23 protein-coding genes and 1 pseudogene are annotated in these 23,159 nt (G+C 75.1%); 10 read left to right on the top strand and 14 right to left on the bottom strand.

From position 1 onward, the window contains the following. Window positions 1-31 precede the first annotated feature (31 nt). From ABZ920_RS06990 to ABZ920_RS06970, 5 genes are all read left to right on the top strand, one after another. On the top strand, window positions 32-865 hold the full coding sequence (locus ABZ920_RS06990) for an FMN-binding protein (RefSeq protein ID WP_361499616.1): 834 nt from the start codon (window positions 32-34) through the stop codon (window positions 863-865). Between the two features lie 55 nt (window positions 866-920). After that, window positions 921-1,658, top strand: a complete 738-nt coding sequence (locus tag ABZ920_RS06985; protein ID WP_361499912.1) for an FAD:protein FMN transferase — start codon at window positions 921-923, stop codon at window positions 1,656-1,658. A 126-nt stretch (window positions 1,659-1,784) separates the two neighbouring features. Then, window positions 1,785-1,952 (top strand): hypothetical protein, encoded by a 168-nt coding sequence (locus ABZ920_RS06980; RefSeq protein ID WP_361499614.1) that lies wholly within the window; start codon window positions 1,785-1,787, stop codon window positions 1,950-1,952. Between the two features lie 95 nt (window positions 1,953-2,047). Then, window positions 2,048-3,901 (top strand): ABC transporter ATP-binding protein, encoded by a 1,854-nt coding sequence (locus ABZ920_RS06975; RefSeq protein ID WP_361499612.1) that lies wholly within the window; start codon window positions 2,048-2,050, stop codon window positions 3,899-3,901. Beyond that, entirely contained in the window at window positions 3,898-5,034 is a 1,137-nt protein-coding gene (locus tag ABZ920_RS06970) for a serine/threonine-protein kinase (RefSeq protein ID WP_361499611.1), read from the top strand. The genes ABZ920_RS06975 and ABZ920_RS06970 overlap by 4 nt, the downstream gene beginning before the upstream one ends. Window positions 5,035-5,175: 141 nt before the next feature. Here the strand turns inward: ABZ920_RS06970 and ABZ920_RS06965 are convergent, their stop codons facing one another. The 7 genes from ABZ920_RS06965 to argC all read right to left on the bottom strand — a co-directional run bounded on the left by ABZ920_RS06965 (window position 5,176) and on the right by argC (window position 11,633). Then, window positions 5,176-5,931, bottom strand: a complete 756-nt coding sequence (locus ABZ920_RS06965) for a hypothetical protein (RefSeq protein WP_361499609.1) — start codon at window positions 5,929-5,931, stop codon at window positions 5,176-5,178. Next, on the bottom strand, window positions 5,921-6,508 hold the full coding sequence (locus ABZ920_RS06960; protein ID WP_361499607.1) for an RNA polymerase sigma factor: 588 nt from the start codon (window positions 6,506-6,508) through the stop codon (window positions 5,921-5,923). Before ABZ920_RS06960 ends, ABZ920_RS06965 begins: the two co-directional genes overlap by 11 nt. Before the next feature lie 97 nt (window positions 6,509-6,605). After that, the gene (locus ABZ920_RS06955) at window positions 6,606-7,148 is read right to left on the bottom strand and encodes an arginine repressor (protein WP_361499605.1); all 543 of its coding nucleotides are present in this window, start codon (window positions 7,146-7,148) and stop codon (window positions 6,606-6,608) included. A 7-nt stretch (window positions 7,149-7,155) separates the two neighbouring features. Beyond that, entirely contained in the window at window positions 7,156-8,367 is a 1,212-nt protein-coding gene (locus ABZ920_RS06950) for an acetylornithine transaminase (protein WP_361499603.1), read from the bottom strand. Continuing rightward, window positions 8,364-9,308: an acetylglutamate kinase gene (gene argB, locus ABZ920_RS06945; RefSeq protein ID WP_361499601.1), complete on the bottom strand. Its 945-nt coding sequence runs from the start codon at window positions 9,306-9,308 to the stop codon at window positions 8,364-8,366. The genes ABZ920_RS06950 and argB overlap by 4 nt, the downstream gene beginning before the upstream one ends. Next, the gene (gene argJ, locus ABZ920_RS06940; RefSeq protein ID WP_361499599.1) at window positions 9,305-10,456 is read right to left on the bottom strand and encodes a bifunctional glutamate N-acetyltransferase/amino-acid acetyltransferase ArgJ; all 1,152 of its coding nucleotides are present in this window, start codon (window positions 10,454-10,456) and stop codon (window positions 9,305-9,307) included. The genes argB and argJ overlap by 4 nt, the downstream gene beginning before the upstream one ends. Window positions 10,457-10,604: 148 nt before the next feature. Next, window positions 10,605-11,633 carry an N-acetyl-gamma-glutamyl-phosphate reductase gene (gene argC, locus ABZ920_RS06935; RefSeq protein ID WP_361499597.1) on the bottom strand — a complete coding sequence of 343 codons (1,029 nt, stop codon included), beginning with the start codon at window positions 11,631-11,633 and terminating at the stop codon, window positions 10,605-10,607. 226 nt (window positions 11,634-11,859) lie between these two features. Here argC and ABZ920_RS06930 point away from each other — a divergent pair, with 226 nt between their 5' ends. Together ABZ920_RS06930 and gap are read left to right on the top strand one after the other, a co-directional pair. Further along, a complete protein-coding gene (locus ABZ920_RS06930; RefSeq protein WP_361499595.1) occupies window positions 11,860-12,816 on the top strand; it encodes a helix-turn-helix domain-containing protein in 957 nt (318 codons plus the stop codon). A gap of 109 nt (window positions 12,817-12,925) precedes the next feature. Beyond that, window positions 12,926-13,924: a type I glyceraldehyde-3-phosphate dehydrogenase gene (gap, locus tag ABZ920_RS06925; RefSeq protein ID WP_361499593.1), complete on the top strand. Its 999-nt coding sequence runs from the start codon at window positions 12,926-12,928 to the stop codon at window positions 13,922-13,924. Between the two features lie 224 nt (window positions 13,925-14,148). Here the strand turns inward: gap and ABZ920_RS06920 are convergent, their stop codons facing one another. The 3 genes from ABZ920_RS06920 to ABZ920_RS06910 form a co-directional block, all read right to left on the bottom strand. Beyond that, window positions 14,149-15,576, bottom strand: coding sequence for an MFS transporter (locus ABZ920_RS06920; protein ID WP_361499591.1), 1,428 nt, complete (start codon window positions 15,574-15,576; stop codon window positions 14,149-14,151). A 242-nt stretch (window positions 15,577-15,818) separates the two neighbouring features. Next, window positions 15,819-16,103, bottom strand: coding sequence for a hypothetical protein (locus ABZ920_RS06915; RefSeq protein ID WP_361499589.1), 285 nt, complete (start codon window positions 16,101-16,103; stop codon window positions 15,819-15,821). A 198-nt stretch (window positions 16,104-16,301) separates the two neighbouring features. Beyond that, window positions 16,302-16,652, bottom strand: coding sequence for a GtrA family protein (locus tag ABZ920_RS06910; RefSeq protein WP_361499910.1), 351 nt, complete (start codon window positions 16,650-16,652; stop codon window positions 16,302-16,304). Between the two features lie 528 nt (window positions 16,653-17,180). Between ABZ920_RS06910 and ABZ920_RS06905 the strand changes: the two genes are divergently transcribed. Then, window positions 17,181-17,744, top strand: a complete 564-nt coding sequence (locus tag ABZ920_RS06905; protein WP_361499587.1) for a DUF6314 family protein — start codon at window positions 17,181-17,183, stop codon at window positions 17,742-17,744. Here ABZ920_RS06905 and ABZ920_RS06900 read toward each other — a convergent pair. The 3 genes from ABZ920_RS06900 to ABZ920_RS06890 all read right to left on the bottom strand — a co-directional run bounded on the left by ABZ920_RS06900 (window position 17,726) and on the right by ABZ920_RS06890 (window position 20,372). Next, complete coding sequence (locus ABZ920_RS06900; RefSeq protein ID WP_361499585.1) at window positions 17,726-18,319, bottom strand: histidine phosphatase family protein; 594 nt, start codon at window positions 18,317-18,319, stop codon at window positions 17,726-17,728. The genes ABZ920_RS06905 and ABZ920_RS06900 overlap by 19 nt on opposite strands. 103 nt (window positions 18,320-18,422) lie before the next feature. Beyond that, window positions 18,423-18,860: a GNAT family N-acetyltransferase gene (locus ABZ920_RS06895; RefSeq protein ID WP_361499583.1), complete on the bottom strand. Its 438-nt coding sequence runs from the start codon at window positions 18,858-18,860 to the stop codon at window positions 18,423-18,425. 48 nt (window positions 18,861-18,908) lie between these two features. Beyond that, window positions 18,909-20,372 carry a PLP-dependent aminotransferase family protein gene (locus ABZ920_RS06890; RefSeq protein ID WP_361499581.1) on the bottom strand — a complete coding sequence of 488 codons (1,464 nt, stop codon included), beginning with the start codon at window positions 20,370-20,372 and terminating at the stop codon, window positions 18,909-18,911. On the opposite strand from ABZ920_RS06890, the gene ABZ920_RS06885 reads away from it, so the two are divergent. Together ABZ920_RS06885 and ABZ920_RS06880 are read left to right on the top strand one after the other, a co-directional pair. Next, complete coding sequence (locus tag ABZ920_RS06885; RefSeq protein ID WP_361499579.1) at window positions 20,371-21,486, top strand: DMT family transporter; 1,116 nt, start codon at window positions 20,371-20,373, stop codon at window positions 21,484-21,486. The genes ABZ920_RS06890 and ABZ920_RS06885 overlap by 2 nt on opposite strands. Before the next feature lie 106 nt (window positions 21,487-21,592). Next, a complete protein-coding gene (locus ABZ920_RS06880) occupies window positions 21,593-21,808 on the top strand; it encodes a DUF1918 domain-containing protein (protein ID WP_361499577.1) in 216 nt (71 codons plus the stop codon). Here the strand turns inward: ABZ920_RS06880 and ABZ920_RS06875 are convergent. After that, a pseudogene (locus tag ABZ920_RS06875) lies at window positions 21,778-23,080 on the bottom strand (family 10 glycosylhydrolase). The gene ABZ920_RS06880 and the pseudogene ABZ920_RS06875 overlap by 31 nt on opposite strands. Between the last annotated feature and the right edge of the window lie 79 nt (window positions 23,081-23,159).

Below are 23,159 nucleotides of genomic sequence, written 5' to 3'. Positions count from 1 at the left end.
GGACTCACGGGAAATCAGGAGCTCAGGAGCGATGAGGAAGAGCCACCCCATCCGCCGTGCCGTGCTGGCCGGTGCCGCCACCGTGTCCGGCATCGTGCTGCTTTTGTCGCTGAAGCCGGCGTCCGACCCGGCCGCCGCGTCGGCGGCGGGCGGTGCGGCACCGCCGCAGAGCGCGGCGGCGCAGGAGTCGCCCCAGGGCGGCGCCCGGGCCGCCGGGACCAGCACGGTCACCGGAAGCGTGGCCCAGACCCAGTACGGGCCGGTCCAGGTCCGCCTGACGGTCGCCGACGGGAGGATCGTCCAGGCGGAGGCCGTGCAGGCGCCCAAGGGCGGGCTGAGCGGACAGAAGACCGCCCAGGCGGTGCCGAAGCTGAACGCGGCGGCGGTCGCCGCGCAGAGCGCGCGCATCGACGCGGTCTCCGGGGCGACGTACACCAGCGGCGGCTACCGGCAGTCCCTGCAGTCGGCCCTGGACCAGGTGAAGGCGGACGGCTCCTCCTCGCCGGCCGACGGCGGCTCCCCGTCCGCCCCCACCGGCCCGGGCTCCACCGGGTCGTCGTCGACGGGCTCGGGGTCGTCCGGTGCGGCGCAGGCCCGGACCGTCACCGGGAAGGCCGCGGGGACCCAGTACGGGCCGGTGCAGGTCCGTATCACCGTGGTCGACGGGAAGATCACCAAGGCGGAGGCCGTGCAGGCGCCGGAGGGCGGGCTCAGCGGCCAGAAGACGGCCGAGGCCGTGCCGAGGCTCAACGCGGCGGCGGTGGCGGCCGGCAGCGCGGACATCGACGCGGTCTCCGGGGCGACGTACACCAGCGGCGGCTACCGGCAGTCCCTGCAGTCGGCCCTGGACCAGGCCGGTGGCTGAGGCCGTGACCGGGCCGGCGGAGGCTCCCGCCGCGGTGCGGCACGCGGAGGAGGTCATGGGGACGGTCTTCTCCTTCGACGTCCGCGGCGGGGAACCGGACGCGGTGCGGGCCGCGCTCCGGGACGCGGTCGCCGGCCTGCACCGCGTCGACGAGGTGTTCAGCACCTACCGCGACGACAGCCAGATCTCCCGGCTGCTGCGGGAGGAGCTCACCGTCGGGGAGTGCGATCCGGACGTCGGCGAGGTGCTCCGCCTCGGCGCCGAGGCCGAGCGGGTCAGCGAGGGCTGGTTCAGCCTGCGCTACGGCGGGCGGCTGGACCCGACCGGGATCGTCAAGGGCTGGGCGGCCGAGAGGGCCGCCCAGCGGATCGCCGCGGCGGGGCCGGACGGGGTCAGCGTCAACGGCGGCGGGGACGTGCAGCTGCTCGGCGCGCCCGAGCCGGGGCGGCCGTGGCGCGTCGGGGTGTCGGATCCGCTGCGTCCGGGCGGGCTGGCGGCGGTGGTCTCCGCGGCCGGCGCCGAGGAGCTGGCGGTCGCCACCTCCGGGACGGCCGAGCGGGGTGCGCACATCGTGGATCCGCGCACCGGACGGGCGGCGGTGAGCGACCTGGTGGCCGTGACGGTGGTGGCCCCGTCGCTGACGTGGGCGGACTGCTGGGCGACGGCCGCGTTCGCGCGGGGCTCGCGGGAGGGCCTGGCCTGGCTGGAGTCCCTGCCCGACGTGGAGGCCCTGCTGATCACGACGGACGACGAGGTCCGCTGCACCGGGGGCCTGGCGGCGCGACTGGGCTGAGGCCCCACGGACCCCGGAAACCCCAAAAGGGCACATTTCCCGCCTTTATCCCACAGGGCCATCCCGCCGCGCCCCTGAGACGTATCCCCTGTGCAGTCCATCTCCGGAGCTCTCAGGAGGAACGCGATGGCCATCTTCAGCAGTCTGCTGCCCGCCAAACACCGGGACCACGGGAAGGACCGGTCGAGCAGCGACGACACGTCGAGGCACGGGCACCGTCACGGGCACGGCCACCACCGCGACCGCAGCGGGCGCCACGGCCACAGCGACCACCACGGCCACGGCGGCTACTGACACCGCACACGGGGCCGAGCGGACCGGAGGCCGGGGGACCCGGTCCGCTCACCTCCTGGCTCCCCTCCCCTCCACCTCCCCGAGGAACGCATGCCATGGCGCAGCTCCTGCGGCGGCTGCTGTCGGTGGGCGAGACGTCCGACGCCGTGGTCGCGGCCGCACCCCCGGTGGCCCCGCGCGAGGTGTTCCGGCGGTTCTGGCCCTACACCCGCGGCGGCCGCCGCTGGTTCGTCCCGGTCGTCCTCTTCAGCCTGATCGGCCCCGCCATCGACGCCGCGGAGATCTGGCTGTTCAAGATCGTGGTGGACGACGTGCTCGTGCCCCGCGACCTGGGGCCGCTGGTGTGGATCGCGCCGGCCTATCTCGGGCTCATCGTCGGCTCGGGCGTCCTGGGGTTCGCCGACGACGTGACGTCCACCTGGGTCGGCGAACGCTTCCTGCTCGCCCTCCGCTCCGACGTGTTCCGGCACGTCCAGGGGCTGTCGCTCGGGTTCTTCGAGCGCCGGCGGCTCGGGGACGTGCTGTCGCGGGTGACGGGCGACGTCGACGCGGTCGAGACGTTCCTGCTGTCGGGGGTGGCGGACGCCCTCTACTACGTGATCCGCCTGGGTGTCTTCCTCGCCCTGCTGTTCTCCCTGCAGTGGGACCTGACCCTCCTCGCCCTCGTCATCGTGCCGCTGTTCTGGAGCTCCGCCCGGCACTTCTCGCGGCTGACGAAACAGGCCTCGCGCGAACGCAGGCGCCGCAGCGGCTCGATCAGCGCGATCGCCGAGGAGTCGCTGGGCAACGCCGCCCTGGTCCAGGCCTACAACCGGCAGGACTGGGAGGAGCGCCGGTTCGAACGGGAGAACGTCGGCAGGTTCCGGGCGGCGATGGCCGCGGCCCGCATCCGCGCCGTCTACGGATCCGTGGTGGAGGTCATCGAGGTGTCCGGCGCCCTCGCGGTCATGGGGCTGGGCACCTGGAAGCTGGCCCAGGGACAGCTCACCCTCGGCGGGCTGCTGGTCTTCCTCGCGCTGATCGGCAAGCTCTACAGCCCGGTCCGCGGCCTGTCCCGCCTGGGCACCACCTTCTACGCGGCGTCCGCCTCGGCCGAACGCATCATCGAGCTGCTGGACCAGCGGCCGCAGGTCGCCGAGGCCGCCGGCGCCCGTCCCCTGGGCCGGGTGCGGGGCGACGTGGAGTTCGCCGGCGTCTCCTTCCGCTATCCCGACACCTCCCGCTGGGCGCTGTCGGACGTGTCCTTCCACGTGTCGCCCGGGGAGACGCTGGCGCTCGTCGGAGCCAGCGGGGCCGGCAAGTCGACCGTGGCGAAGCTCCAGCTGCGCTTCTACGACCCCGACCGCGGCGCGGTCCGCCTCGACGGAATTGACCTGCGCGACCTCCGGCTGTCCGACGTGCGGGACAACGTGGCGGTGGTCCTGCAGGAGACGCTCGTCTTCCACGGCACCGTGCGGGACAACATCGCCTACGGCCGGCCCGGGGCCACCGACGCGGAGATCGTCGCGGCGGCGCGCGCCGCGGACGCGCACGAGTTCATCGAGCTGCTGCCGGAGGGGTACGACACGATGGTGGGCCAGCACGGCCGGACGCTCTCCGGCGGACAGCGCCAGCGCCTGGCGATCGCCCGCGCGATGATCCGGGACGCGCCCGTGCTGCTGCTGGACGAACCGACCACCGGGCTCGACGTGCGGTCCGGCCGGCGGATCATGGACCCGCTGCGCCGGCTCATGGCCGGGCGGACCACCGTCGTCATCTCCCACAACCTGCTGACCGTCCGGGACGCGACGCGCATCGTGGTGCTCGACCACGGCCGCACGGTCGAGCACGGCACCCACGACGAGCTGATCCGGCACGGCGGGGTGTACGCCCGGCTGCACCGGCTGCACACCCTGACGGGTCCCGCCCCGTCCAGGACCGCGCCACCGCCGGGGACGATGCTGTCATGAGCGCCGGCACCGCCCGGGCGGCCCCGCCCCTGGCGCCGGGCACGAGACCGGTCCCGGGTTACGAGATCCTGGCGCATCTGACGCGCACCGGCTGGCTCGACGTCTACGACGCCTGGAGCGAGGAACGGGACTGCCGGTGCGTGATCAAGGTCGTGCGTCCCGACCGCCGGGACGAGCGGCGGCTGCGCGAGCGGCTGCTGTGCGAGGGCCGGTGGCTACAGGCCTTCACCCACCCGCACCTGGTCCGCGCCTACGAGACGTTCACCTCGCCCGAGCCGCTCGTCGTGCTGGAGACGCTGACCGGCGAGACGCTCTCCCACCTGCTCCACCGCCTGCCGCGCCGGCCCGCCGCGGCCGACGTGGCGCTGCTCGGCGTGCAACTGTGTTCGGCGATGCACTACCTGCACGGCCAGGGTCTGCTGCACCTGGACCTCAAGCCGTCCAACGTGGTCGTGGACTGCGGTCGCGCGAAGGTGCTGGACCTGAGCGTGGCGCGGCCCCCGGGGCCCGCGCCCGCCGGGGTGGGCACGGTGCGCTACCTCTCCCCGGAGCAGGCGCGCGGCGGGCCGCTGTCGGCCGCCGCCGACGTGTGGGGCATCGGCGTCACCCTGTACGAGGCCGCCTGCGGTGAGGCGCCCTTCGACCGGGCGGATCCCGGCGAGGCAGCCGGGCCTCACGACGGGCGGACGCCGGACCGGGGGGACGGGCCGGGCGGCGGGGGGTTCCCGGACCGGGCGGACGGACCCGGCGCGGGCGCGCTCCCGAGCCGGGCGGACGGGCCGGGCGACGGCGGGTCCGCGGACCACGCGGACGGGCCTGCCGACGGGCTCCCGAGCCGGGCGGACGGGCCCGGCGCGGGCGGGCTCGCGGACCGGGCGGACGGGCCGGGCGACGGCGGGTCCGCGGACCGGGCGTACGGCGGCGGCACCACGGGCGGCCGGGAGGACCGGTACCCCCAACTGGAGGGGCCCGCCCCGCCGATCGGCTCCCGGCGGCGCCTGCCCCGTGCCCTCGCGGCCGCCATCGACGGCTCGCTCAGCGCCGATCCGTCGTCCCGGCCCGCGCTGACCGAACTGGCCGCCGCCGTCGACGCGGCGCTGCCCGGCCCGCGGCGCCGCACCGCCCGTCCTTGACGCGCCGCTCCCGGGCGCCCGGCCACTGGCGCGGGCCGTTCCCTCGTGCCGGCCGTTCCCTCGTGCCGGCCGTCTCCTCGTGCCGGCCGTCTCCTCGTGCCGGCCGTCCCTCCGTGCCAGCCGTCCCCCCGTGCCGGCCGTTCACTGGTGCGGGCCGGTCTCGAAGCGGGTGGTGGCGAGGACGGTGCCGTCGGAGGCGGTCAGGCGGGCGCCGGTGAGCTTCGCGGGGTCGACGGCGGCCCGCGTGACCCAGTCGCCCCGGCCGCCGCGCAGGTCGAACGAGCCGAGCGGGACGGTCGTGCCGTCCGCGTGCTCCAGGACGCAGGAGACCCTGCCGCTGTACGGGGTGCCGGCGGCGGCCAGGTCCACGGACATCCAGATCCAGCCGGGCCACCCGGGGTCGGCGTAGATCTCGCCGGCCTGCCGTGCGGGATCCTTGGCCGAGGTCAGCTCTCCGGTGAGCAGCGTCGACTCGGCGGCCGGCGGAGGCGAGGTGGTGGCCTCCTCGATGGCGGTGCCGATCCCCCAGCCGGCGAACCCGACGGCGAGGGCGAGGCCGGCCACCGCCGACGCGGCCCGCAGCCTGGCCCGGCGGGCGCTGCCGCGAAGGCCCCGCGCGAAGCCGGAGACACGTGCGCGCGGGCGGCCCTCGTTCGCCGGCGCGGCCCGGGTCAGCCTGCGCGCCACCCGGGTCTCGAACCCCAGCGGCGGCTCGCTGGCCGGCAGCAGGCCGATCAGCCGGTCGCCGACGAGGGTGAGGTGCTCGACGTACTCCCGGCACTCCGCGCACCGGTCCAGGTGGGAGAGCGCCTCGGCCCGCCGGCGGCCGGACAGCACGCCCAGCGCCAGTTCGGCGCCGATCTCCCGCAGCTTCTCGCAGGTCGGGTCACTGGGCATGGTCGCCTCGCTTCGGAGCCGCGAGTGTGGTCCTGAGCTTTCCCATGGCCGACCTGATCCGCGTCTTGGCGGTGCCCAGCGGGATCTTCTCCCAGTCCGCGATCTGCTGGGCCGTCATCCCGTAGATGCCCGCCATCACCAGGGCACGGGCCTGCTCCTTCGGCAGCCGCGCCACCGCGGCCCGCAACCGGGACGAGGCCTCGTCCTCCAGCACCCACTGCTCGGGGGTCTCGGTGACGACACCGAGCAGCGCGTCGAGGTCCTCGGGCGCCACCGGGTCCGTCCGCCGGGCGCGGACCGCGTCGATGGCGAGATTGTGGGCGATGGTCGTCAGCCAGGTCGTCACCGAACCGCGCCGCGAGTCGTAGATCTGCGCATGACGCCACGCACGCTCGAACGTCTGCTGGGCGATGTCCTCGGCGAGCTGCGGATCCCCGGTGACGGCGATGGCGACGCCGAACACCGTGTGCTGGAACCTGCGTACGAAGGTGACGGCGAGTTCCGGGTCACCGGTGGCCAGCCCGGACAGCAGAGCCTCGTCCGGGAGACGGCCCACGGGGAACCGGAGACTGGACACATCCCCATGTACGGTCCGGCCCCGCCGGGGGATTGCCCGGCCGCTGCGGAAGGGCACATCCCCAGTCTCCGCCGACGCGGCCGGGCCCGCAGCCGGGTCAGTGCCCGTTCTGCGCGAGCCGCAGCAGGTGGTCCGCCAGCGCCTGCCCCCCGGTGGGGTTCCGGCTGATCAGCAGCACCGTGTCGTCGCCGGCGATCGTGCCCAGGATGTCGTGCAGCTCGGCCTGGTCGATCGCCGAGGCCAGGAACTGGGCGGCCCCCGGCGGGGTGCGCAGGACGACGAGGTTCGCGGAGGCCTCCGCGGAGATGAGGAGCTCCTGCGACAGCCGCCGCATCCGCTCCTCCTTGGCCGACTCCCCGAGCGGCGCCCGCGGGGTGCGGAAACCGCCCTCGCTCGGCACCGCGTAGATGAGGTCGCCGTCGTTGTTGCGGATCTTCACCGCGTTCAGCTCGTCCAGGTCCCGGGACAGCGTCGCCTGCGTGACGCTCAGCCCGTCGTCGGCGAGCAGTTTCGCCAACTGGCTCTGCGAGCGGACCGGTTGCCGGTTGAGGATGTCCACGATCCGGCGGTGGCGTGCGGTGCGGGTCTGCGGCACGGCGGGTCCGCCGGCTCCGTTCCCGTGGTCCTGCGCCTGACTCATCGTCGTCTCATTCTCCGGATCGTCCGTCCCCTTCGGCCACGTCCAGGATGCCGGGCAGCGCCTCGAGGAAGGCGTCCACCTCGTCGTCGCCGAGGTTCAGCGGTGGCATCAGCCGTACGACGTCGGGGGCGGGCGCGTTCACGAGGAAGCCGGCGTCCTGGGCCGCCTGCTGCACCATCGGCGCGAGCGGCCCGGTGAGCACGATACCGAGGAGCAGTCCGGCGCCCCGGACTCGGTCGATCAACGGATGGCGCGGGCTGCCGCCGGTGCCCTCGATGCCCACCCGCAGCCGCTCGCCCTGCCGTTTGACGTTCTCCAGCAGTCCCTCGTCCGCGAGGGTGTCGAGGACGGCGAGACCGGCGGCGCAGGCGACCGGGTTGCCGCCGAAGGTGGTGCCGTGCTGCCCGGGCCGCAGCAGCTCGGCGGCCCGGCCGAAGGCGACGGTGGCTCCGAGCGGCAGTCCGCCGCCGAGGCCCTTGGCGAGGGTGACGACGTCGGGCAGGACGCCCTCGTGGGCCTGGTAGGCGAACCAGTGGCCGGTCCGGCCGACCCCGGTCTGCACCTCGTCGAGGACCAGCAGCGCGCCGGTGGCCGCCGTGATCGCCCGGGCCGCCTTCAGATAGCCGGCCGGGGGCACCACGACGCCGTTCTCGCCCTGGATCGGCTCGATGACGACGAGGGCGGTCTCGTCGGTGACGGCGGCGGCCAGCGCCTGCGCGTCGCCGTAGGGGACGTGGGTGACGTCGCCGGGCAGTGGCGCGAACGGCTCCTGCTTGCCGGGCTGCCCGGTGAGCGCGAGGGCGCCCATGGTGCGGCCGTGGAAACCGCCCCGGGTGGCGACCATGTGCCGCCGGCCGGTCAGCCGGCCGATCTTGAAGGCGCCCTCGTTGGCCTCGGCGCCGGAGTTGCAGAAGTAGACCCTGCCGTCCCGGCCGAAGAGCTGGAGCAGCCGTTCGGCGAGGGCGACGGGCGGTTCGGCGACGAACAGGTTGGAGACGTGGCCCAGGGTGGCGATCTGCCGGCTGACGGCCTCGACGACGGCCGGGTGGGCGTGCCCGAGGGCGTTGACGGCGATGCCGCCGACGAAGTCGAGGTACTGATGGCCGTCGGCGTCCCACAGCCGGGTGCCCTCACCGCGCACCAGGGGCAGCCGCGGGGTGCCGTAGTTGTCCATGAGCGCGCCCTGCCAGCGCCGGATCAGCTCCTGGTTGTCCGTCATGCCGCGCCCCCCTCGCTCCCCTGAGCGGTCTCGTCGGGCACGACCATGGTGCCGATGCCCTCGTCGGTGAAGATCTCCAGCAGGATGGCGTGCTGGACCCGGCCGTCGATGACGCGGGCGGTGCGGACGCCGCCCCGCACGGCGTGCAGGCAGCCCTCCATCTTCGGCACCATGCCCGAGGACAGCTCCGGCAGGAGTTTCTCCAGCTGGGAGGCGGTGAGGCGGCTGATCACCTCGTCGCTGTGCGGCCAGTCCTCGTAGAGTCCCTCGACGTCCGTGAGGACCATGAGGGTTTCGGCGCCCAGTGCCGCAGCGAGTGCCGCAGCCGCCGTATCAGCATTGACGTTGTAGACATGTCCCGCATCCCCGTCGTCCTTGCTCCGGGCGATCGAGGAGACGACCGGGATGCGGCCGTCGGCGAGCAGGGCCTCGATCGCGCCCGTGTCGATCTCGGTGATCTCGCCCACCCGCCCGATGTCGACGCTTTCGCCGTCGATCTCGGGCGTGTGCTTGGTGGCGGTGATGGTGTGCGCGTCCTCACCGGTCAGGCCGACGGCCAGCGGTCCGTGCCGGTTGAGCAGTCCGACCAGCTCCCGCTGCACCTGCCCGGCCAGCACCATCCGTACGACGTCCATGGCGTCCTCGGTGGTGACGCGCAGTCCCGCCTTGAACTCGCTGACGATGCCGTGCCGGTCGAGTGCGGCGCTGATCTGGGGGCCTCCGCCGTGCACGACGACCGGCTTGAGGCCGGCGTGCCGCAGGAACACCACGTCCTGGGCGAAGGCGGCCTTCAGCTCCTCGTCCACCATGGCGTTGCCGCCGAACTTGATGACGACGGTCTTGCCGTGGTGGCGGGTCAGCCAGGGCAGCGCCTCGATGAGGATGCGGGCCTTGGGAAGGGCGGTGTGCTTACGGGTCGTGCCCGTGCTGCTGTCGCTCATGAGGAGTAGGCGCTGTTCTCGTGGACGTAGTCCGCGGTGAGGTCGTTGGTCCAGACGGTGGCCGTCTCGGTGCCCGCGGCGAGGTCGGCGACGATGTGCACCTGCCGGTAGCGCATGTCGACGAGTGCGCGGTCCTCCCCGACCGCGCCGTTCTTGCACACCCAGACGCCGTTGATGGCGACGTTCAGCTGGTCGGGCTCGAAGGCGGCCCGGGTGGTGCCGATCGCCGACAGCACACGGCCCCAGTTGGGGTCCTCGCCGTGGATGGCGCACTTGAGGAGGTTGTTGCGGGCGACGGAGCGCGCGACCTCGACGGCGTCCTCCTCGGTCGCCGCGTTGATCACCTCGACCCTGATGTCCTTGCTGGCGCCCTCGGCGTCCCGGATCAGCTGCTGCCCGAGGTCGTCGCAGACGGCGCGCACGGCCTCGGCGAACTCCGCCTGGGCGGGGGTGACGCCGGCGGCGCCGGAGGCCAGCAGCAGGACGGTGTCGTTGGTGGACATGCAGCCGTCGGAGTCGACGCGGTCGAAGGTGACCTTCGTGGCCGCGCGCAGGGCGGCGTCCAGCGTCCCGCTGTCGACGTCGGCGTCCGTGGTGAGGACGACGAGCATGGTGGCGAGGCCCGGCGCCAGCATGCCGGCGCCCTTGGCCATGCCGCCGACGGTCCAGCCGTCCTTGGTCACCACGGATGTCTTGTGGACGGTGTCGGTGGTCTTGATGGCGATGGCGGCCTTCTCGCCGCCGTGCTCGGAGAGCTGGGCCGCGGCCTGCTCGACGCCCGGGAGCAGCTTGTCCATCGGCAGCGGCACGCCGATGAGCCCGGTGGAGCAGACGGCGACCTCGATCGCGCCGACGCCCAGGACCTCGGCGGCCTTCTCGGCGGTGACGTGGGTGTCCTGGAAGCCCTGGGGGCCGGTGCAGGCGTTGGCGCCGCCGGAGTTGAGGACGACGGCCGACAGCCGGCCGGTCTTCACCACCTGCTCGGACCACAGCACCGGCGCGGCCTTGACGCGGTTGGAGGTGAAGACGCCCGCGGCGGCGCGGCGCGGCCCGGTGTTGACCACGAGGGCCAGGTCCGGGTTGCCGTTCTCCTTGATCCCGGCGGCGATGCCCGCCGCCGTGAATCCCTTCGCTGCCGTGACGCTCACTGCATCTCCCTGTTCGCTTCTCCGCCCGCGCGGCGCGGCGGTGCGGCTGTCTTCCCCAGTGCCGTGCCGGCCTGGGCGGGTTCCCCGGTCGCCCGCGGCCCGGTGGCCGCGCGCGCTCCCCCGGCCGGAGCCGGCGGGCGCCCCGGGCTCACGGTGCGACCCCGGTCGCGGGGAGCCCGGTGCCCTCGTCGAGCCCGAGGGCGATGTTCATGCTCTGCACGGCGCCGCCGGCGGTGCCCTTGGTGAGGTTGTCGATGGCGCTGACCGCGACGATGCGGTGCGCTGCCTCGTCGTGGACGACCTGGACGAGGACCGCGTTGGAACCGTGGACGGACGCGGTGGCCGGCCACTGCCCCTCGGGGAGGAGATGGACGAAGGGCTCGTCGGCGTAGGCCTTCTCGTAGGCGGCGCGCACGGCCTCCGCGGTGACGCCCGGCTTCGCCTTCGCGCTGCAGGTGGCGAGGATCCCGCGGGGCATGGGCGCCAGGGTGGGCGTGAAGGAGACCGTGACGCGCTCCCCGGCGGCCGCGCTGAGGTTCTGGACCATCTCGGGGGTGTGCCGGTGGACGCCGCCGACGCCGTAGGGGGACATCGACCCCATCACCTCGCTGCCGAGCAGGTGCGGCTTGGGCGCCTTGCCGGCGCCGGACGTGCCGGAGGCGGCGACGATCACGGCCTCGGGCTCGGCGATCCCGGCGGCGTAGGCGGGGACGAGCGCGAGGGAGGCGGCCGTCGGGTAGCAGCCGGGCACCGCGATGCGCCGCGCCCCCTCCAGCGCGGCGCGGCCGCCCGGCAGTTCGGGCAGGCCGTAGGGCCAGGTGCCGGCGTGCGGGGAGCCGTAGAACCGCTCCCAGTCGGCCGGGTCCCGCAGCCGGAAGTCGGCGCCCATGTCGATGACGAGGACGTCCGGGCCGAGCTGCTCGGCGACGGCGGCGGACCGGCCGTGCGGCAGGGCGAGGAAGACCACGTCGTGCCCGGCGAGCGCCTCGGGGGTGGTCCGCTCCAGCACGCGGTCCGCCAGGGGCAGCAGGTGCGGCTGCAGCGCGCCGAGCCGCTGTCCGGCGTTGGAGTTGCCCGTCAGCGTGCCGATCTCGGCCTCCGGGTGCGCCAGGAGCAGGCGCAGGACTTCACCGCCCGCGTATCCACTCGCTCCGGCGACCGCCACGCGTACCGTCATGGACCCTCCTCTCGATGGCATGACTATACGTCGCGCTGCACGTTTATGCAATGCACGCGATCGGCTCGCAGGCACCGGGCTTCCTGATCGCGCTTCGCCCGGCGCGGTGGAGGTGGGCGGGAGCGGGACGGGCGATGGACGGCGACGGGGCGGACTCCGGCCGGTGCCCTCCGCCCGGTCCGCGCAGGGGGCGTATCGACGTCACGCCCCACGTAACCTCTTGCCCGTGTCCGCCTCCCGCCTGCACCGCGTCGCCGTCCTCGTGCTCGAAGGTGCGAAGCCGCTCGACGTCGGCATTCCCGCGCAGGTCTTCACGACCCGCGCGAGCATGCCGTACGAGGTGCGGGTGTGCGGGGCCGCGCCCGGTCTCGTCACCGGCGGCGACGGCCTGTCGTACTCCGTCGCCCACGGCCTGGACGCGCTCGCGTGGGCCGACGTGGTCTTCGTCCCCGGCTACCGGTTCCCGGACCGCGAGGACCCGCCGCGGGCCGTCGTCGAGGCACTGATCGCCGCCCACGGCCGGGGCGCGCGGCTCGCCGCCATCTCCACGGGCGCCTTCGCGCTCGCCGCCACGGGCCTGCTCGACGGCAGGCGCGCCACGACGCACTGGCACTACGCGCGGGCGCTCGCGGCGAAGCACCCGCTCGTCCGGGTCGACGAGAACGTCCTGTTCGTCGACGAGGGCAGCGTGCTGACGTCGGCCGGCGCGGCGTCGGGCATCGACCTGTGCCTGCACATCCTGCGCGGCGACCTGGGAGTGGCCGCGTCGAACCACGCGGCCCGGCGTCTGGTCGCGGCGCCCTACCGCAGCGGCGGTCAGGCGCAGTACGTGCCGCGCAGCGTGCCGGAGCCGCTCGGTGAGCGGTTCGCCGCCACCCGGGAGTGGGCGCTGCACCGGCTGGGCGAGCACCTCACTCTCGAACTCCTCGCCCGGCACGCCGCGGTGTCGCCGCGCACCTTCTCGCGGCGCTTCGTCGAGGACACGGGATACACGCCGATGGAGTGGGTCATGCGCGCCCGCGTCGACCTGGCCCGTGAGCTGCTCGAACGGTCGGAGCGGCACGTCGAGCAGATCGCCGCCGACGTCGGTCTGGGCTCCGGCGCCAACCTGCGCCTGCACTTCCACCGCATCCTCGGCACGACACCGAGCGAGTACCGGCGCACCTTCACCCGGGGCGAGTAGCCCACCGCCCACCGCCCCTGGCGCGATCCTTGCGAACCCTGGCGATCACGCCACTGTCGGGGGCGGACGCGGCGCGGGAGATTGACGGCGAACCGAAGGGACACCATTCATGACGCGCATCGCCATCAACGGATTCGGCCGCATCGGACGCAATGTGCTGCGGGCACTGCTGGAACGTGACAGCGGCCTGGAGGTCGTCGCGGTCAACGACCTCACGGAGCCCGCCACCCTCGCGCGGCTGCTCGCCTACGACACGACGGCCGGCCGGCTCGGCCGCCCGGTGACCGTGGACGGGGACGCCCTCGTCGTCGACGGACGCCGCATCACGGTCCTCGCCGAGCGCGAGCCGGCGCAGCTGCCGTGGGGCGAACTCGGCGTGGACATCGTCCTGGAGGCGACCGGCCGCTTCACCTCGGCCGGGGCCGCCCGCGCCCACCTCGACGCGGGCGCGAAGAAGGTGCTGGTCAGTGCACCGTCGCAGGGCGCGGATGTCACGCTCGCGTACGGTGTCAACACGGACGCCTACGAGCCGGGCGCGCACACGATCGTCTCCAACGCCTCGTGCACGACCAACGCCCTGGCACCGCTGGCGGCGGTGCTCGACGACCTCGCCGGCATCGAGCACGGCTTCATGACGACGGTGCACGCCTACACGCAGGAGCAGAACCTGCAGGACGGTCCGCACCGCGACGCCCGCCGCGCCCGGGCCGCCGCCGTCAACATCGTGCCGACCACCACGGGCGCCGCCAAGGCGATCGGCCTGGTGCTGCCGAACCTCGACGGCAAGCTGTCGGGCGACTCGATCCGTGTGCCGGTCCCGGTGGGCTCGATCGTCGAGCTCAACACGACCGTCACCCGCGACGTGACGCGCGACGAGGTGCTCGCGGCGTACCGCGCCGCGGCGGAGGGGCCGCTCGCCGGCATCCTCGAGTACTCGGAGGACCCGCTCGTGTCGTCCGACATCACGGGCAATCCGGCGTCGTCGGTCTTCGACTCGGCCCTCACCCGCGTGGACGGCCGTCACGTCAAGGTGGTCGCCTGGTACGACAACGAGTGGGGCTTCTCGAACCGCGTGATCGACACGCTCGAACTCCTCGCCACCCGCTGAGCGGCACGGGCCCTACGCCGCCCCTGCCGACCGCGTGGCCCAGCGGCCCCCCGAGCGCTCCGGCCGGGCCGGCCGGAGCGCTCGGCCGCCCGACGACCGGCACGCGGCGGCCGGCCGCCGCGCACCTGTCCCGCTCCGGGAGGCCCCGGGCAGATCCGCTGCGGAGGGCACTCCGTCCCGTACCGGAACCGGCCGGGAACGGGGCGGCGGTAGGGCCGTCCCGGTCACCGGCCGCCCGCGTCCGCCCGGCCGGGCACGCACCACCAGGCGAGGGCCGCGGCGGTCAGGTAGGCGAGGGCCCCGACGGCCATGCTGGTGCGCAGTCCCGCGCCGTAGCCGGTGCCGGTGCCGGTGGCCAGCAGGCTGCCGCCGAGTGCCACGCCGGTGGCACTGCCGATCTGGCGGGTGGTGTTGAACAGGGCGGAGGCGGCTCCCGAGTACGCCGGGGGCGCGGCTCCCATCACGGTGGCCGTCGAGCCGGTGAGCGCGAAGGACGTGCCGAACCCGGCGGCCATCATCGGCGCCACCAGCAGCGGATAGGGGGCGTCCGGTCCCGCGGCGGCCCAGCCGGCCAGCCCGAGGGCGCCCAGGAGCATGCCGGACGTCACCAGCGGGCGATCGCCCGTGCGGCGGGTCAGCCGCCCGGACAGGACGGACGCGAACGTGGTCATCGCCACCGCCGGGAACAGCGCCAGCCCGGTCTCCAGTGCGCTGAAGCCGCGCTGGTGCTGGAAGTCCAGGCTGGCGGTGAACACCATGCCGTAGAAGCCGAAGTTGAACAGCAGCCCGATGACCGCGGCGCCGCTCGTCGCGCGGGCGCGCAGCAGGCGCAGCGGGAGGGCGGGCGACCGGGCGAACCGCTCGCGTGTCAGGAACGCCGCGACGGCCGGCGCGGTCAGGCCCAGGCCGGCGAGAACGGCGGGATCGGACCAGCCGCGTCGTCCGGCCTCGTTCAGCGCGGCGGTCAGCAGGGCCACCGCCGCCACCACGGCGCACTGCGCCGGCCAGTCCAGGGCCCGGCCGGCGTGCCGCGGCGAGGGCGCCACGTACCGCGAGGTCAGCATTAGGCAGGCCACGCCGACGGGCAGGTTGATGAGGAAGACCCACCGCCAGCCCACCGTGGACACCAGCAGCCCGCCCAGCAGCGGCCCGGCCGAGGCCGCGACGCCCGCCATCGACCCCCACAGCCCGAACGCGCGCGAGCGCGCCGCCGGCACCGGGTAGGCCTCCTGGAGCAGGGCGAGCGAGCCCGGCACGATCAGCGCCGCGCCGAGCCCCTCCACCAGCCGGGCCGCGACCAGGAAGGCGGCACTGGGCGCGAGGGCGCACGCGGCGGAGACGACGGTGAACACCACCACGCCCGAACAGAAGACGCGCCGGTTGCCCAGCCGGTCGCCCAGCGCGCCACCGGTCATCAGGAACCCGGCGAGGACCAGGGTGTAGCCGTCGGTGATCCACTGGATGCCGGTGAGGGAGGCCGGCAGTTCCCGTCCCACCACGGGCACCGCGACGTTGATGATCGTGACGTCCAGGATGACCATGAAGTACCCGGCGCACACGGCCACCAGCGGCGCCGCGGAGCCGCGCGCGGCCGTCGGGGACGACCCGGGGGACCCGGGATCACCGCCGGCGGCCGGCTGAGCGAAGGGCACGTCGCCCACTCCGTCCTGTGCGTCCGGTCCGTCCGGTCCGTCCGGTCCGCGGAAGCGGTGCGCGGCCGGCGTGCCGGGGAGGACGGGACGGGGCCGGTCCGGAGCGCGCGGCCGGACAGCCCCGGGGAGCGCGGGAGTCCGTGTGCGGGGGAACGGCGCGCGGCGCGTCCGACCGTCCCGTGGGCCCGCGGACGGGCGACCGGCCGGGTGCGCTGTCGCGGCCCGGCCGGTCGCGGGAGTCGCTACGAATGCGCCACGACCTCGCCGGCCGTGATCTGGGGCGGGTTGGGGAGGAGGGAGGCGAGGCGGTCCCGGACGAAGTCGGCCGCGCTCTCGGTCGACCGCTCGGCGCCGGACCGGTCCTGGAAGACACTCGTCGAGAGCATCACCCCGTTCCCGGCGTCGACCCAGTAGTAGGCCACGAAGCCCTCCACCTGCTGGAGGATCGGCAGGAAGCCCTCCTCCACCTGGCGTCCCGCCTCGGCCGGGTCGGTCACCCCTTCGTACCGCCGGACCACTGCGTACATGGCTGATCTCCTCGTGGATCGCGGGCCGCCGTCTGCAGGGACGGCGTACCCGCGACGGCCCGCGGGCCCTGCGCCAGGCGTGCGGCAATCACCGGAAGAGCCCCCACGGGTGACGCCAACGGCGGCATCGGGCCAGGCCCGGAGCGCCCCTGCGCGGGGCCGGCCGCCGCGCACGCCCGTGCGGCGCGGCGGGCGGGGTCAGGTGGCGCTCCGCGTCCCCGGCAGCATGATCATGCGGGACACGACGAAGGTCACCGGGATCGCGGCCGCCGAGGCCAGCAGCGGGGCGAAGCGGTTCCCCGCGTGCAGCACGTCGACGACGACGTAGACGCCCACCGTGGTGACGAGGAAGTTGGTGACGTTCGTCAGCGGGAAGAGCAGGAACTTCCGCCAGGTCGGGCGGGTCCGGTAGGTGAACCGCGCGTTCAGGAAGAAGGAGCCGATCATGCTGAGGAAGAACGCCAGGGCGTGTGCGGCGAGATAGGGCAGACGCGTGAGGAACAGCAGGTAAAGGGCGTAGTAGGCCAGGGTGTTGACGACGCCGACCATGGCGAAGGTGACGATCTGCCGAACGGTCGCGCGGCCGGGTGCTGTGGGTGCCAAGGAGTGAGTTCCTCCGTCGTGCCGCGCGGGTGCGCGGCCGTCCTTCCGTTCGTCGCCTGTCGCCGCCGTCACCGCGGGAGCGCGGTCGCCCTCCGGCCCCGTCGTGGACCCGGCCGGTCCGCTCCCGCCGCCCCGGAGCGATCCGTCCGGGCGCGGCCGGAGCCGTGACGGCGGGGACGATCGTGACACAGCCGGGTGCCCCGACGCCACGGACGGGGGGCGGCCGCCGCCGTCCCTCGGCGCACGCACGGCACGGTGGGACGGCGCTTCGCGCGGCGCTCGCCGGCGGCCCCCGCCCCGGAGGGCGCGGGTGTCCGGCGGGGCCGTTGTGCGGCTCTCCTCACACGCGTCCGGGATGTACCACGGCCGGCCGCCGCGGCCGGCGCCGCGAACGGCAGGATGGGAAGGACGGGAGGGGGCCGAGAACACGTCGAAGGGGCGTGCGGGAACCGGTGGGGACGGAGAGCGGACCACATGGACGACGACTTCTGGCCAGTGAGCGACGTGCTGGCCCATCTGGCCGGGACCTGGCGGGTGGAGCGGACGGTGCGGGATCTGGCGACCGGCGGCGAGGGGCGGTTCACCGGGACGACCGTCTTCGGCCCGCTGCCGGCCGGCCGCGTGCCGCGGCACCTGCCGGCGGACTTCCCCGAGGACGCGCCGGACGACCCGCCGGCCGGTACGCCCCGCGATCCGCGGGCCGGCCGGCCCCAGGACCCGCCCGGCCCGCCGGACGGCCTGCTGCACCGGGAGTCCGGCACCTTCGTCTGGCGCGGCGTGCCCCGGCCCGCCGAGCGCACCCTGCTCTTCCTGCGCGCCGACCCGCCCGGGACGGCGGACGTGCGGTTCGCGGACGGGCGCCCCTTCCACGACCTCGATCTGCGGTCCGGCCGGCACGTCGCCGACCACCCTTGCGCGGCCGACCTCTACCGCGGCGAGTTCACCGTGCGGGACCGGGACCACTGGCGGACGGTGTGGCGCGTGCGCGGCCCGGCCAAGGACCTCGTGCTGACGACGGACTACGCCCGGGAGGGCTGAGCCCGCGCCCCCTCCAGCCGGAGGTTCCAGTGGCCGGCGCGGCCGGTGACGGTGGTCGTCGACAGGGGGCGGACGTCGATGTTCCAGTACGTCGAGGGCGGCGCCTTGAGGACGTACACCAGGGCGGCCCGGATCACCGAGGGCTCGGCCACCGCGACGACGCGGTCGCCGTCGTCGACCGGCCGGGTGTCCAGCCAGTTGCCGACCCGGGTGATGAAGGACAGCAGCGGCTCCCCGCCGTGGGGCGTGGCGCGCGGGTCGGCGAGCCAGGCGTCCACCGCCTCCGGCTCGCGGGCCATCGCCTCGCCGAGCGTCAGCCCGCGCCAGCGGCCCATGTCGCAGTCGCGGAGGGCGAGCTGGGCGAGCGGGGCGTAGCCGAGGGCGTCCCCGGTGGCGCGGCTGCGCGGGGTCGGCGAGCAGTAGCGCAGCTCGGCGGCCGCCAGCGGCAGCAGCTCGTGCGCGACGCGCTCCACCGCGTCCCACCCGGCCTGGTCCAGCGGCCGGTCGTCCTGGAAGCGCTCGGCGAGCAGCGGGGAACTGCGCGCGGCGGCGACGAACATGACCCGCAGTGCCATGCGGTGATGGTGAAACGCCCCAGGGGGCGGGTCAAGACGTGCGGCCGGGGCTTTACCCACGGAGCGTGAAACCGCGCTCACAAGTCAGGAAGTGCCGGACACGTCACTCGAGGACGAGCGCCATCCACTCACCGGGCCGCTCCAGTGGCCGGAAACCGCACTTCTCGTAGAGGCCGTGCGCGTCGTGGGTGGCGAGCGCCACCCGGCGCAGGCCGTACTGCCGCAGATGCTCGCACACGGCGGCCACCAGCGCCGTTCCGATCCCCTTGCCGCGCACGGAGGGGTCGACGTAGACGTCGCACAGCCACGCGAAGGTCGCCCGGTCGGTCACCACGCGGGCGTACGCGACCTGCTCCCCCGAGGCGGCGTCGTGGACACCGAAGTTGAGCGAGCCGTCGAGGGCCCGGTCCTGCTTCTCGCGGAGCCGTCCGACAGCCCAGTACGCGTCCGTGGCGAGCCAGTGGTGGACGCGGTCCCGGTCGATCCGGCGGGGGTCGGTGGTGAGGTCGTAGCCGTCGGGCAGGCGCGGGGTGTCGGTCATGACGGGAGGCTGGCAGACCGGGGCGGATCGTGTCGAGGCGCCCGCCGGTCACCGGCCGCCCCGGACAGGCCGGACGGCCTCGTCCCAGGCCGACCGCAGCCGCCGCACCCCCTCCGCGATCTCGCCCGCGCCGCCCACCGCGGCGAAGCTCAGCCGCAGGTGACCGGCCGGGGGTTCGGCGCTGAAGTAGGGGCGGCCCGGCGTGATCGCCACGCCCGCGCGCAGCGCCGCGGCGGTGAGCGCCGTCTCGTCCGCGCCGTCGGGCAGGCGCAGCCACAGGTGGTAGCCGCCGGACGGCACGTGCGGCAGGGCGAGCTCGGGCAGTTCGCGCAGCAGGGCGGACGTCATGGCGTCGCGGCGCGCCCTGAGTTCGGCCGAGACGGTGCGCAGGTGGCGGGGCCAGGCGGGCGAGCCGACGAGTTCGAGGGCCGCCTCCTGCAGCGGCCGGGGCACGAAGAAGGTGTCGACGACCTGGATGGCCCGCAGCCGCTCCAGCACCGGGCCGCGGGCCGCCAGCGCGCTCACCCGGAAGCTGGGCGAGGTGGCCTTCGTCAGGGAGCCGACGTGCACGACGACGCCGTCCGCGTCGTCGGCGGCCAGCGGCGCCGGCAGCAGCCCGGCGTCCTCGTGCACCAGCCGCCGTACGAAGTCGTCCTCGACGACGAACGCGCCGGCCTCGCGGGCGATCCGCAGCACCTGAGGGCGGCGCGCGGGCGCCAGTACCGCACCGGTGGGGTTCTGGAACAGCGGCTGGCAGACGAAGACGCGGGCGCCCGTCGCCCGGAAGGCGTCGGCGAGCAGGTCCGGCCGCACCCCGTCGGCGTCCACCGGTACGGGCACGGGCCGCAGCCCGGAGGCGCGGGCGATGGCGAGCATGCCGGGGTACGTCGGCGACTCCACGAGCACCGGGGCGCCGGGCGGGGCGAGCGCGCGCAGGGCCGTGGTGAGCGCCGACTGGCCGCCCGCGGTGATCAGGACGTCGGCGACGGTGACGCTGCCGTCCGGCCCGGCGATGCTCCGCGCGAACCACTCCCGCAGCTCGGGCAGCCCCTCCAGCGGGGGCCGCCCCCAGGCGCCTGGGCGGCGGCCGGCGCGGGACAGCGCCGCGGACATCGCCCGCTCCGGCTGCAGCGACGGGTGCAGGTAGCCGCCGTTGAACTCGATCACGCCGGGCGGCGGGGCGGCGAGCGAGACCGTCACCCCGCCGGCGTCCACCGTCCGCGGCACGAGGTCGCCCACCGACTCGGCGCTGAGCGCGACCTCCTGCCAGGAGGTGTCCCCGGCGGGTGCGGCCGCCGTGCGCGGCTGCGCCCGGAACGCGCCGGCGCCGGGCCGGGTGACCACCAGCCCCTCGGCGGCGAGCTGCGCGAGGGCGCGCGAGACGGTCACCGGGCTGACCCGCAGCCGTTCGACGAGGGCCCGGCTGGAGGGGAGCTTCTCACCGGGCGAGTAGCGGTCGAGCTCCCTGCGCAAGTGGCTCGCCAGCTCGGCGACACTGCTACGCTCGTTCATGAGAGCAGAGAGTAGCGCTACTGCGCGCACCCGGAAAGCGGTCGGCACCCCGGGCACCGGCACCGCACCGTCGCCGGGCACCGTCCCGCAGGCGGACGCCGCGGCCACCGGGCGGCAGGGCACCACGGCCACCCCGGTGCCGGGCACCACGGCCGGCTCGGGCCGCCCGGCCGCCGCCGCGCCTGCCGCGCCGGAGACCGCCGCCGCCCCGGCCCCGTCCCCCGGCCCACCGCAGACCGTCCGCACCGCCCCGGCCGACCGCCGCCGCGGCACGCTCCAGGCCGCCCTCGGCGTCGTCGCCTTCTCCCTCACCTTCCCCGCCACGGCCTGGGGCCTGGAGAGCTTCGGGCCGTGGACGCTGGTCGCCGTCCGCAGCGTCCTGGCGGCCCTCGTCGCCGGCGGCTGCCTGCTCGCGCTGCGCGTCCCGGCGCCCGCCCGCGGCCACTGGCCCGGCCTCGCGGTGGTGGGCGCGGGCGTGGTCCTCGGCTTCCCGCTGCTGACCACCCTCGCCCTGGAGACCTCCACCACCGCGCACGCCGCCGTCGTCGTCGGGCTGCTGCCGCTCACCACGGCGCTCTTCTCCGCGCTGCGCGTGGGCACCCGTCCGTCGCGGACGTTCTGGGCGGCGGCCCTGGCGGGCGCGGCCGCCGTGGGCGCCTTCACGGTGCAGCAGAGCGGCGGCGGCCTGAGCGCCGCCGACGGCTACCTCTTCGGCGCGCTGCTGGTGTGCGCCGCGGGATACACCGAGGGCGGCCGGCTGGCCCGGGTGATGCCCGGGTGGCAGGTCATCGGCTGGGCGCTGGTGCTCTGCCTGCCCCTCACCGTGCCGGCCGCCGCACTCGCCCTCTCCCTCGAACCGGTGCGCCTCGGGGTGCACGGCGTGGCCGGGCTGCTCTGGGTCGCGCTGGGCTCGCAGTTCCTCGGGCTGGTCGTCTGGTACCGGGGGATGGCGGCCGTCGGCATACCCAAGGCCAGCCAGTTGCAGTTGGCCCAGCCGCTGCTCACACTGGTGTGGTCGGTGCTGCTTCTCGGCGAGCACCCGGCGGTGGCGGCCCCCCTGACCGCCGGCGCCGTGCTCGTCTGCATCGCCGTCACGCAGCGGGCGCGCGGCTGACCGGCCCGCAGACTCCGATCCGGCCCCGCGTACCGCCCCGTCAACGCACCGCAGTGAGTCCGGGATCCGGGAGCGCTGCTCCCGCACCCGGTGAGGAGGCCGGCAGATGCACGCGTCCGTGGGTGACCACCTCGTCCAGCACGGCAGGGTGGTCGGTCAGCACGACCAGGTCACCGAGATCGTCGAAGTCCTGGGCACCGAGGGCAGTCCGCCGTACCGGGTCCGTTTCCCGGACGGGCACGAGGCCGTGATGTCCCCGGGGCCCGACTGCGTGGTCCGGCACATCGAGCGTCAGGCCCGGGGAGAACGGATCGGCGGGTAGTCCGGCGCGGAGGCGGCGGGCGGAGCCGGAGCCGGGGCCGGCTGGCGGTAGTGGTCGGCCACCACCCGCGCCATCGCGCCGGCCGGATCCGCCGCCACCTCCCCCGCCGCGAAGAAGACGTGCCCGCGCACCTCGGGACACCGGCGGGTGAGGGTGAGGTGCCGGGACAGCTCGGCCGGGTCCCGCCAGGCCGCGCCCTGCGCGGGGTCGCCCGCCTTGTACAGCGCCTCGCCCACGTACAGCCTCGTACGGCTGCCCCGCGCCACCCGCGCCCACCACGACACCAGCTCCGCGTAGTCCGCGGCGGCCAGGCCGATGTTCCAGTACAGCTGCGGGACGACGTAGTCCAGCAGGCCCTCGCGGACCCATCTGAGCGTGTCCGCGTACAGGTTCGTCGTACGTCTGGACGCCCGCGCTCGTGGCCGAACCCCGGCTGTCCGTGGAGGCGTTGCGCCACACCCCGAAGGGGCTGACGCCGAACTGCGCGCCGGGCCGCGCCTGCCGCACGCCCGCGGCCGTCTCGAGGATCAGCCTGTCGACGTTGTCGCGCCGCCAGGCGGCCCGGCTCGCGAAGCCGCCGCCGTGCCGGGCGAAGGCCGCGTCGTCGTCGAAGGACCGGCCCGCGACCGGATACGGGTAGAAGTAGTCGTCGAAGTGGAGCCCGTCCACGGGGTACGCGCGCACCGCGTCCAGCATCGCCTGCCGTACGAACGCGCGGACCTCCGGCAGCCCCGGGTCGTAGTACAGCCTGCCGCCGTAGGGCACCACCCAGTGCGGGTTCCGGCGGGCCGGGTGGGAGGCGGCGAGCCGGTCGCGGTCCGCGTGCACGGCGACGCGGTACGGATTGCACCAGGCGTGCAGCGCCAGGCCGCGGGCGTGCGCCTCCGCCACGGCCGTGCCCAGCGGGTCCCAGCCCGGGTCCCGTCCCTGCACACCGGTCAGGAACTGCGACCACGGCTCGTGCGGCGAGGGCCACAGCGCGTCGGCCGCCGGGCGCACCTGGAAGAACACCGTGTTCAGACGGCGGCGCACCGCCTCGTCGAGGAGGGCGGTGAGCTCGGCACGCTGCCGGGCCGCGGTCAGTCCGGTGCGCGAGGGCCAGTCCCGGTTCAGCACGGTCGCGAGCCACATGCCGCGCATCTCGGCGGCGCCGCCCCCGCCGGGCGTGCCACCGGGCTCCCGCCGCCGGGCCGGCGCCGCCGCGGCCCCCCGCGCCGGTGTCAGGCTGGACAGCGCCGCCACCGCGAACGCCCGCCGTGACACTCGGCCCATCCGGGCCACCTCCCTACGAAGCGGACCCGGTACGTCACGGATCGTGCCCGGCTCAGCATGCCGGACCCGGACGATCGAT

Source organism: Streptomyces sp. NPDC046831, from assembly GCF_040645305.1.
In the GTDB taxonomy this organism is placed as follows: domain Bacteria; phylum Actinomycetota; class Actinomycetes; order Streptomycetales; family Streptomycetaceae; genus Streptomyces.
Note: the sequence above shows the minus strand (reverse complement) of the source record. Positions and strands in the feature narration are given on the sequence as shown.

Bases quoted from the DNA above. Each gene is read 5' to 3' on its own strand.
- ABZ920_RS06965 (WP_361499609.1), bottom strand. From the start codon at position 5,931: ATGCCCAGTGACCCGACCTGCGAGAAGCTGCGGGAGATCGGCGCCGAA.
- gap (WP_361499593.1), top strand. From the start codon at position 12,926: ATGACGCGCATCGCCATCAACGGATTCGGCCGCATCGGACGCAATGTG.
- ABZ920_RS06985 (WP_361499912.1), top strand. From the start codon at position 921: ATGGGGACGGTCTTCTCCTTCGACGTCCGCGGCGGGGAACCGGACGCG.
- ABZ920_RS06880 (WP_361499577.1), top strand. From the start codon at position 21,593: ATGCACGCGTCCGTGGGTGACCACCTCGTCCAGCACGGCAGGGTGGTC.
- ABZ920_RS06905 (WP_361499587.1), top strand. From the start codon at position 17,181: ATGGACGACGACTTCTGGCCAGTGAGCGACGTGCTGGCCCATCTGGCC.
- ABZ920_RS06890 (WP_361499581.1), bottom strand. From the start codon at position 20,372: ATGAACGAGCGTAGCAGTGTCGCCGAGCTGGCGAGCCACTTGCGCAGG.
- argB (WP_361499601.1), bottom strand. From the start codon at position 9,308: ATGAGCGACAGCAGCACGGGCACGACCCGTAAGCACACCGCCCTTCCC.
- ABZ920_RS06900 (WP_361499585.1), bottom strand. From the start codon at position 18,319: ATGGCACTGCGGGTCATGTTCGTCGCCGCCGCGCGCAGTTCCCCGCTG.
- ABZ920_RS06980 (WP_361499614.1), top strand. From the start codon at position 1,785: ATGGCCATCTTCAGCAGTCTGCTGCCCGCCAAACACCGGGACCACGGG.
- ABZ920_RS06990 (WP_361499616.1), top strand. From the start codon at position 32: ATGAGGAAGAGCCACCCCATCCGCCGTGCCGTGCTGGCCGGTGCCGCC.
- ABZ920_RS06910 (WP_361499910.1), bottom strand. From the start codon at position 16,652: ATGGTCGGCGTCGTCAACACCCTGGCCTACTACGCCCTTTACCTGCTG.
- ABZ920_RS06915 (WP_361499589.1), bottom strand. From the start codon at position 16,103: ATGTACGCAGTGGTCCGGCGGTACGAAGGGGTGACCGACCCGGCCGAG.
- ABZ920_RS06950 (WP_361499603.1), bottom strand. From the start codon at position 8,367: ATGACGGACAACCAGGAGCTGATCCGGCGCTGGCAGGGCGCGCTCATG.
- ABZ920_RS06975 (WP_361499612.1), top strand. From the start codon at position 2,048: ATGGCGCAGCTCCTGCGGCGGCTGCTGTCGGTGGGCGAGACGTCCGAC.
- ABZ920_RS06885 (WP_361499579.1), top strand. From the start codon at position 20,371: ATGAGAGCAGAGAGTAGCGCTACTGCGCGCACCCGGAAAGCGGTCGGC.
- ABZ920_RS06970 (WP_361499611.1), top strand. From the start codon at position 3,898: ATGAGCGCCGGCACCGCCCGGGCGGCCCCGCCCCTGGCGCCGGGCACG.
- argC (WP_361499597.1), bottom strand. From the start codon at position 11,633: ATGACGGTACGCGTGGCGGTCGCCGGAGCGAGTGGATACGCGGGCGGT.
- ABZ920_RS06955 (WP_361499605.1), bottom strand. From the start codon at position 7,148: ATGAGTCAGGCGCAGGACCACGGGAACGGAGCCGGCGGACCCGCCGTG.
- ABZ920_RS06895 (WP_361499583.1), bottom strand. From the start codon at position 18,860: ATGACCGACACCCCGCGCCTGCCCGACGGCTACGACCTCACCACCGAC.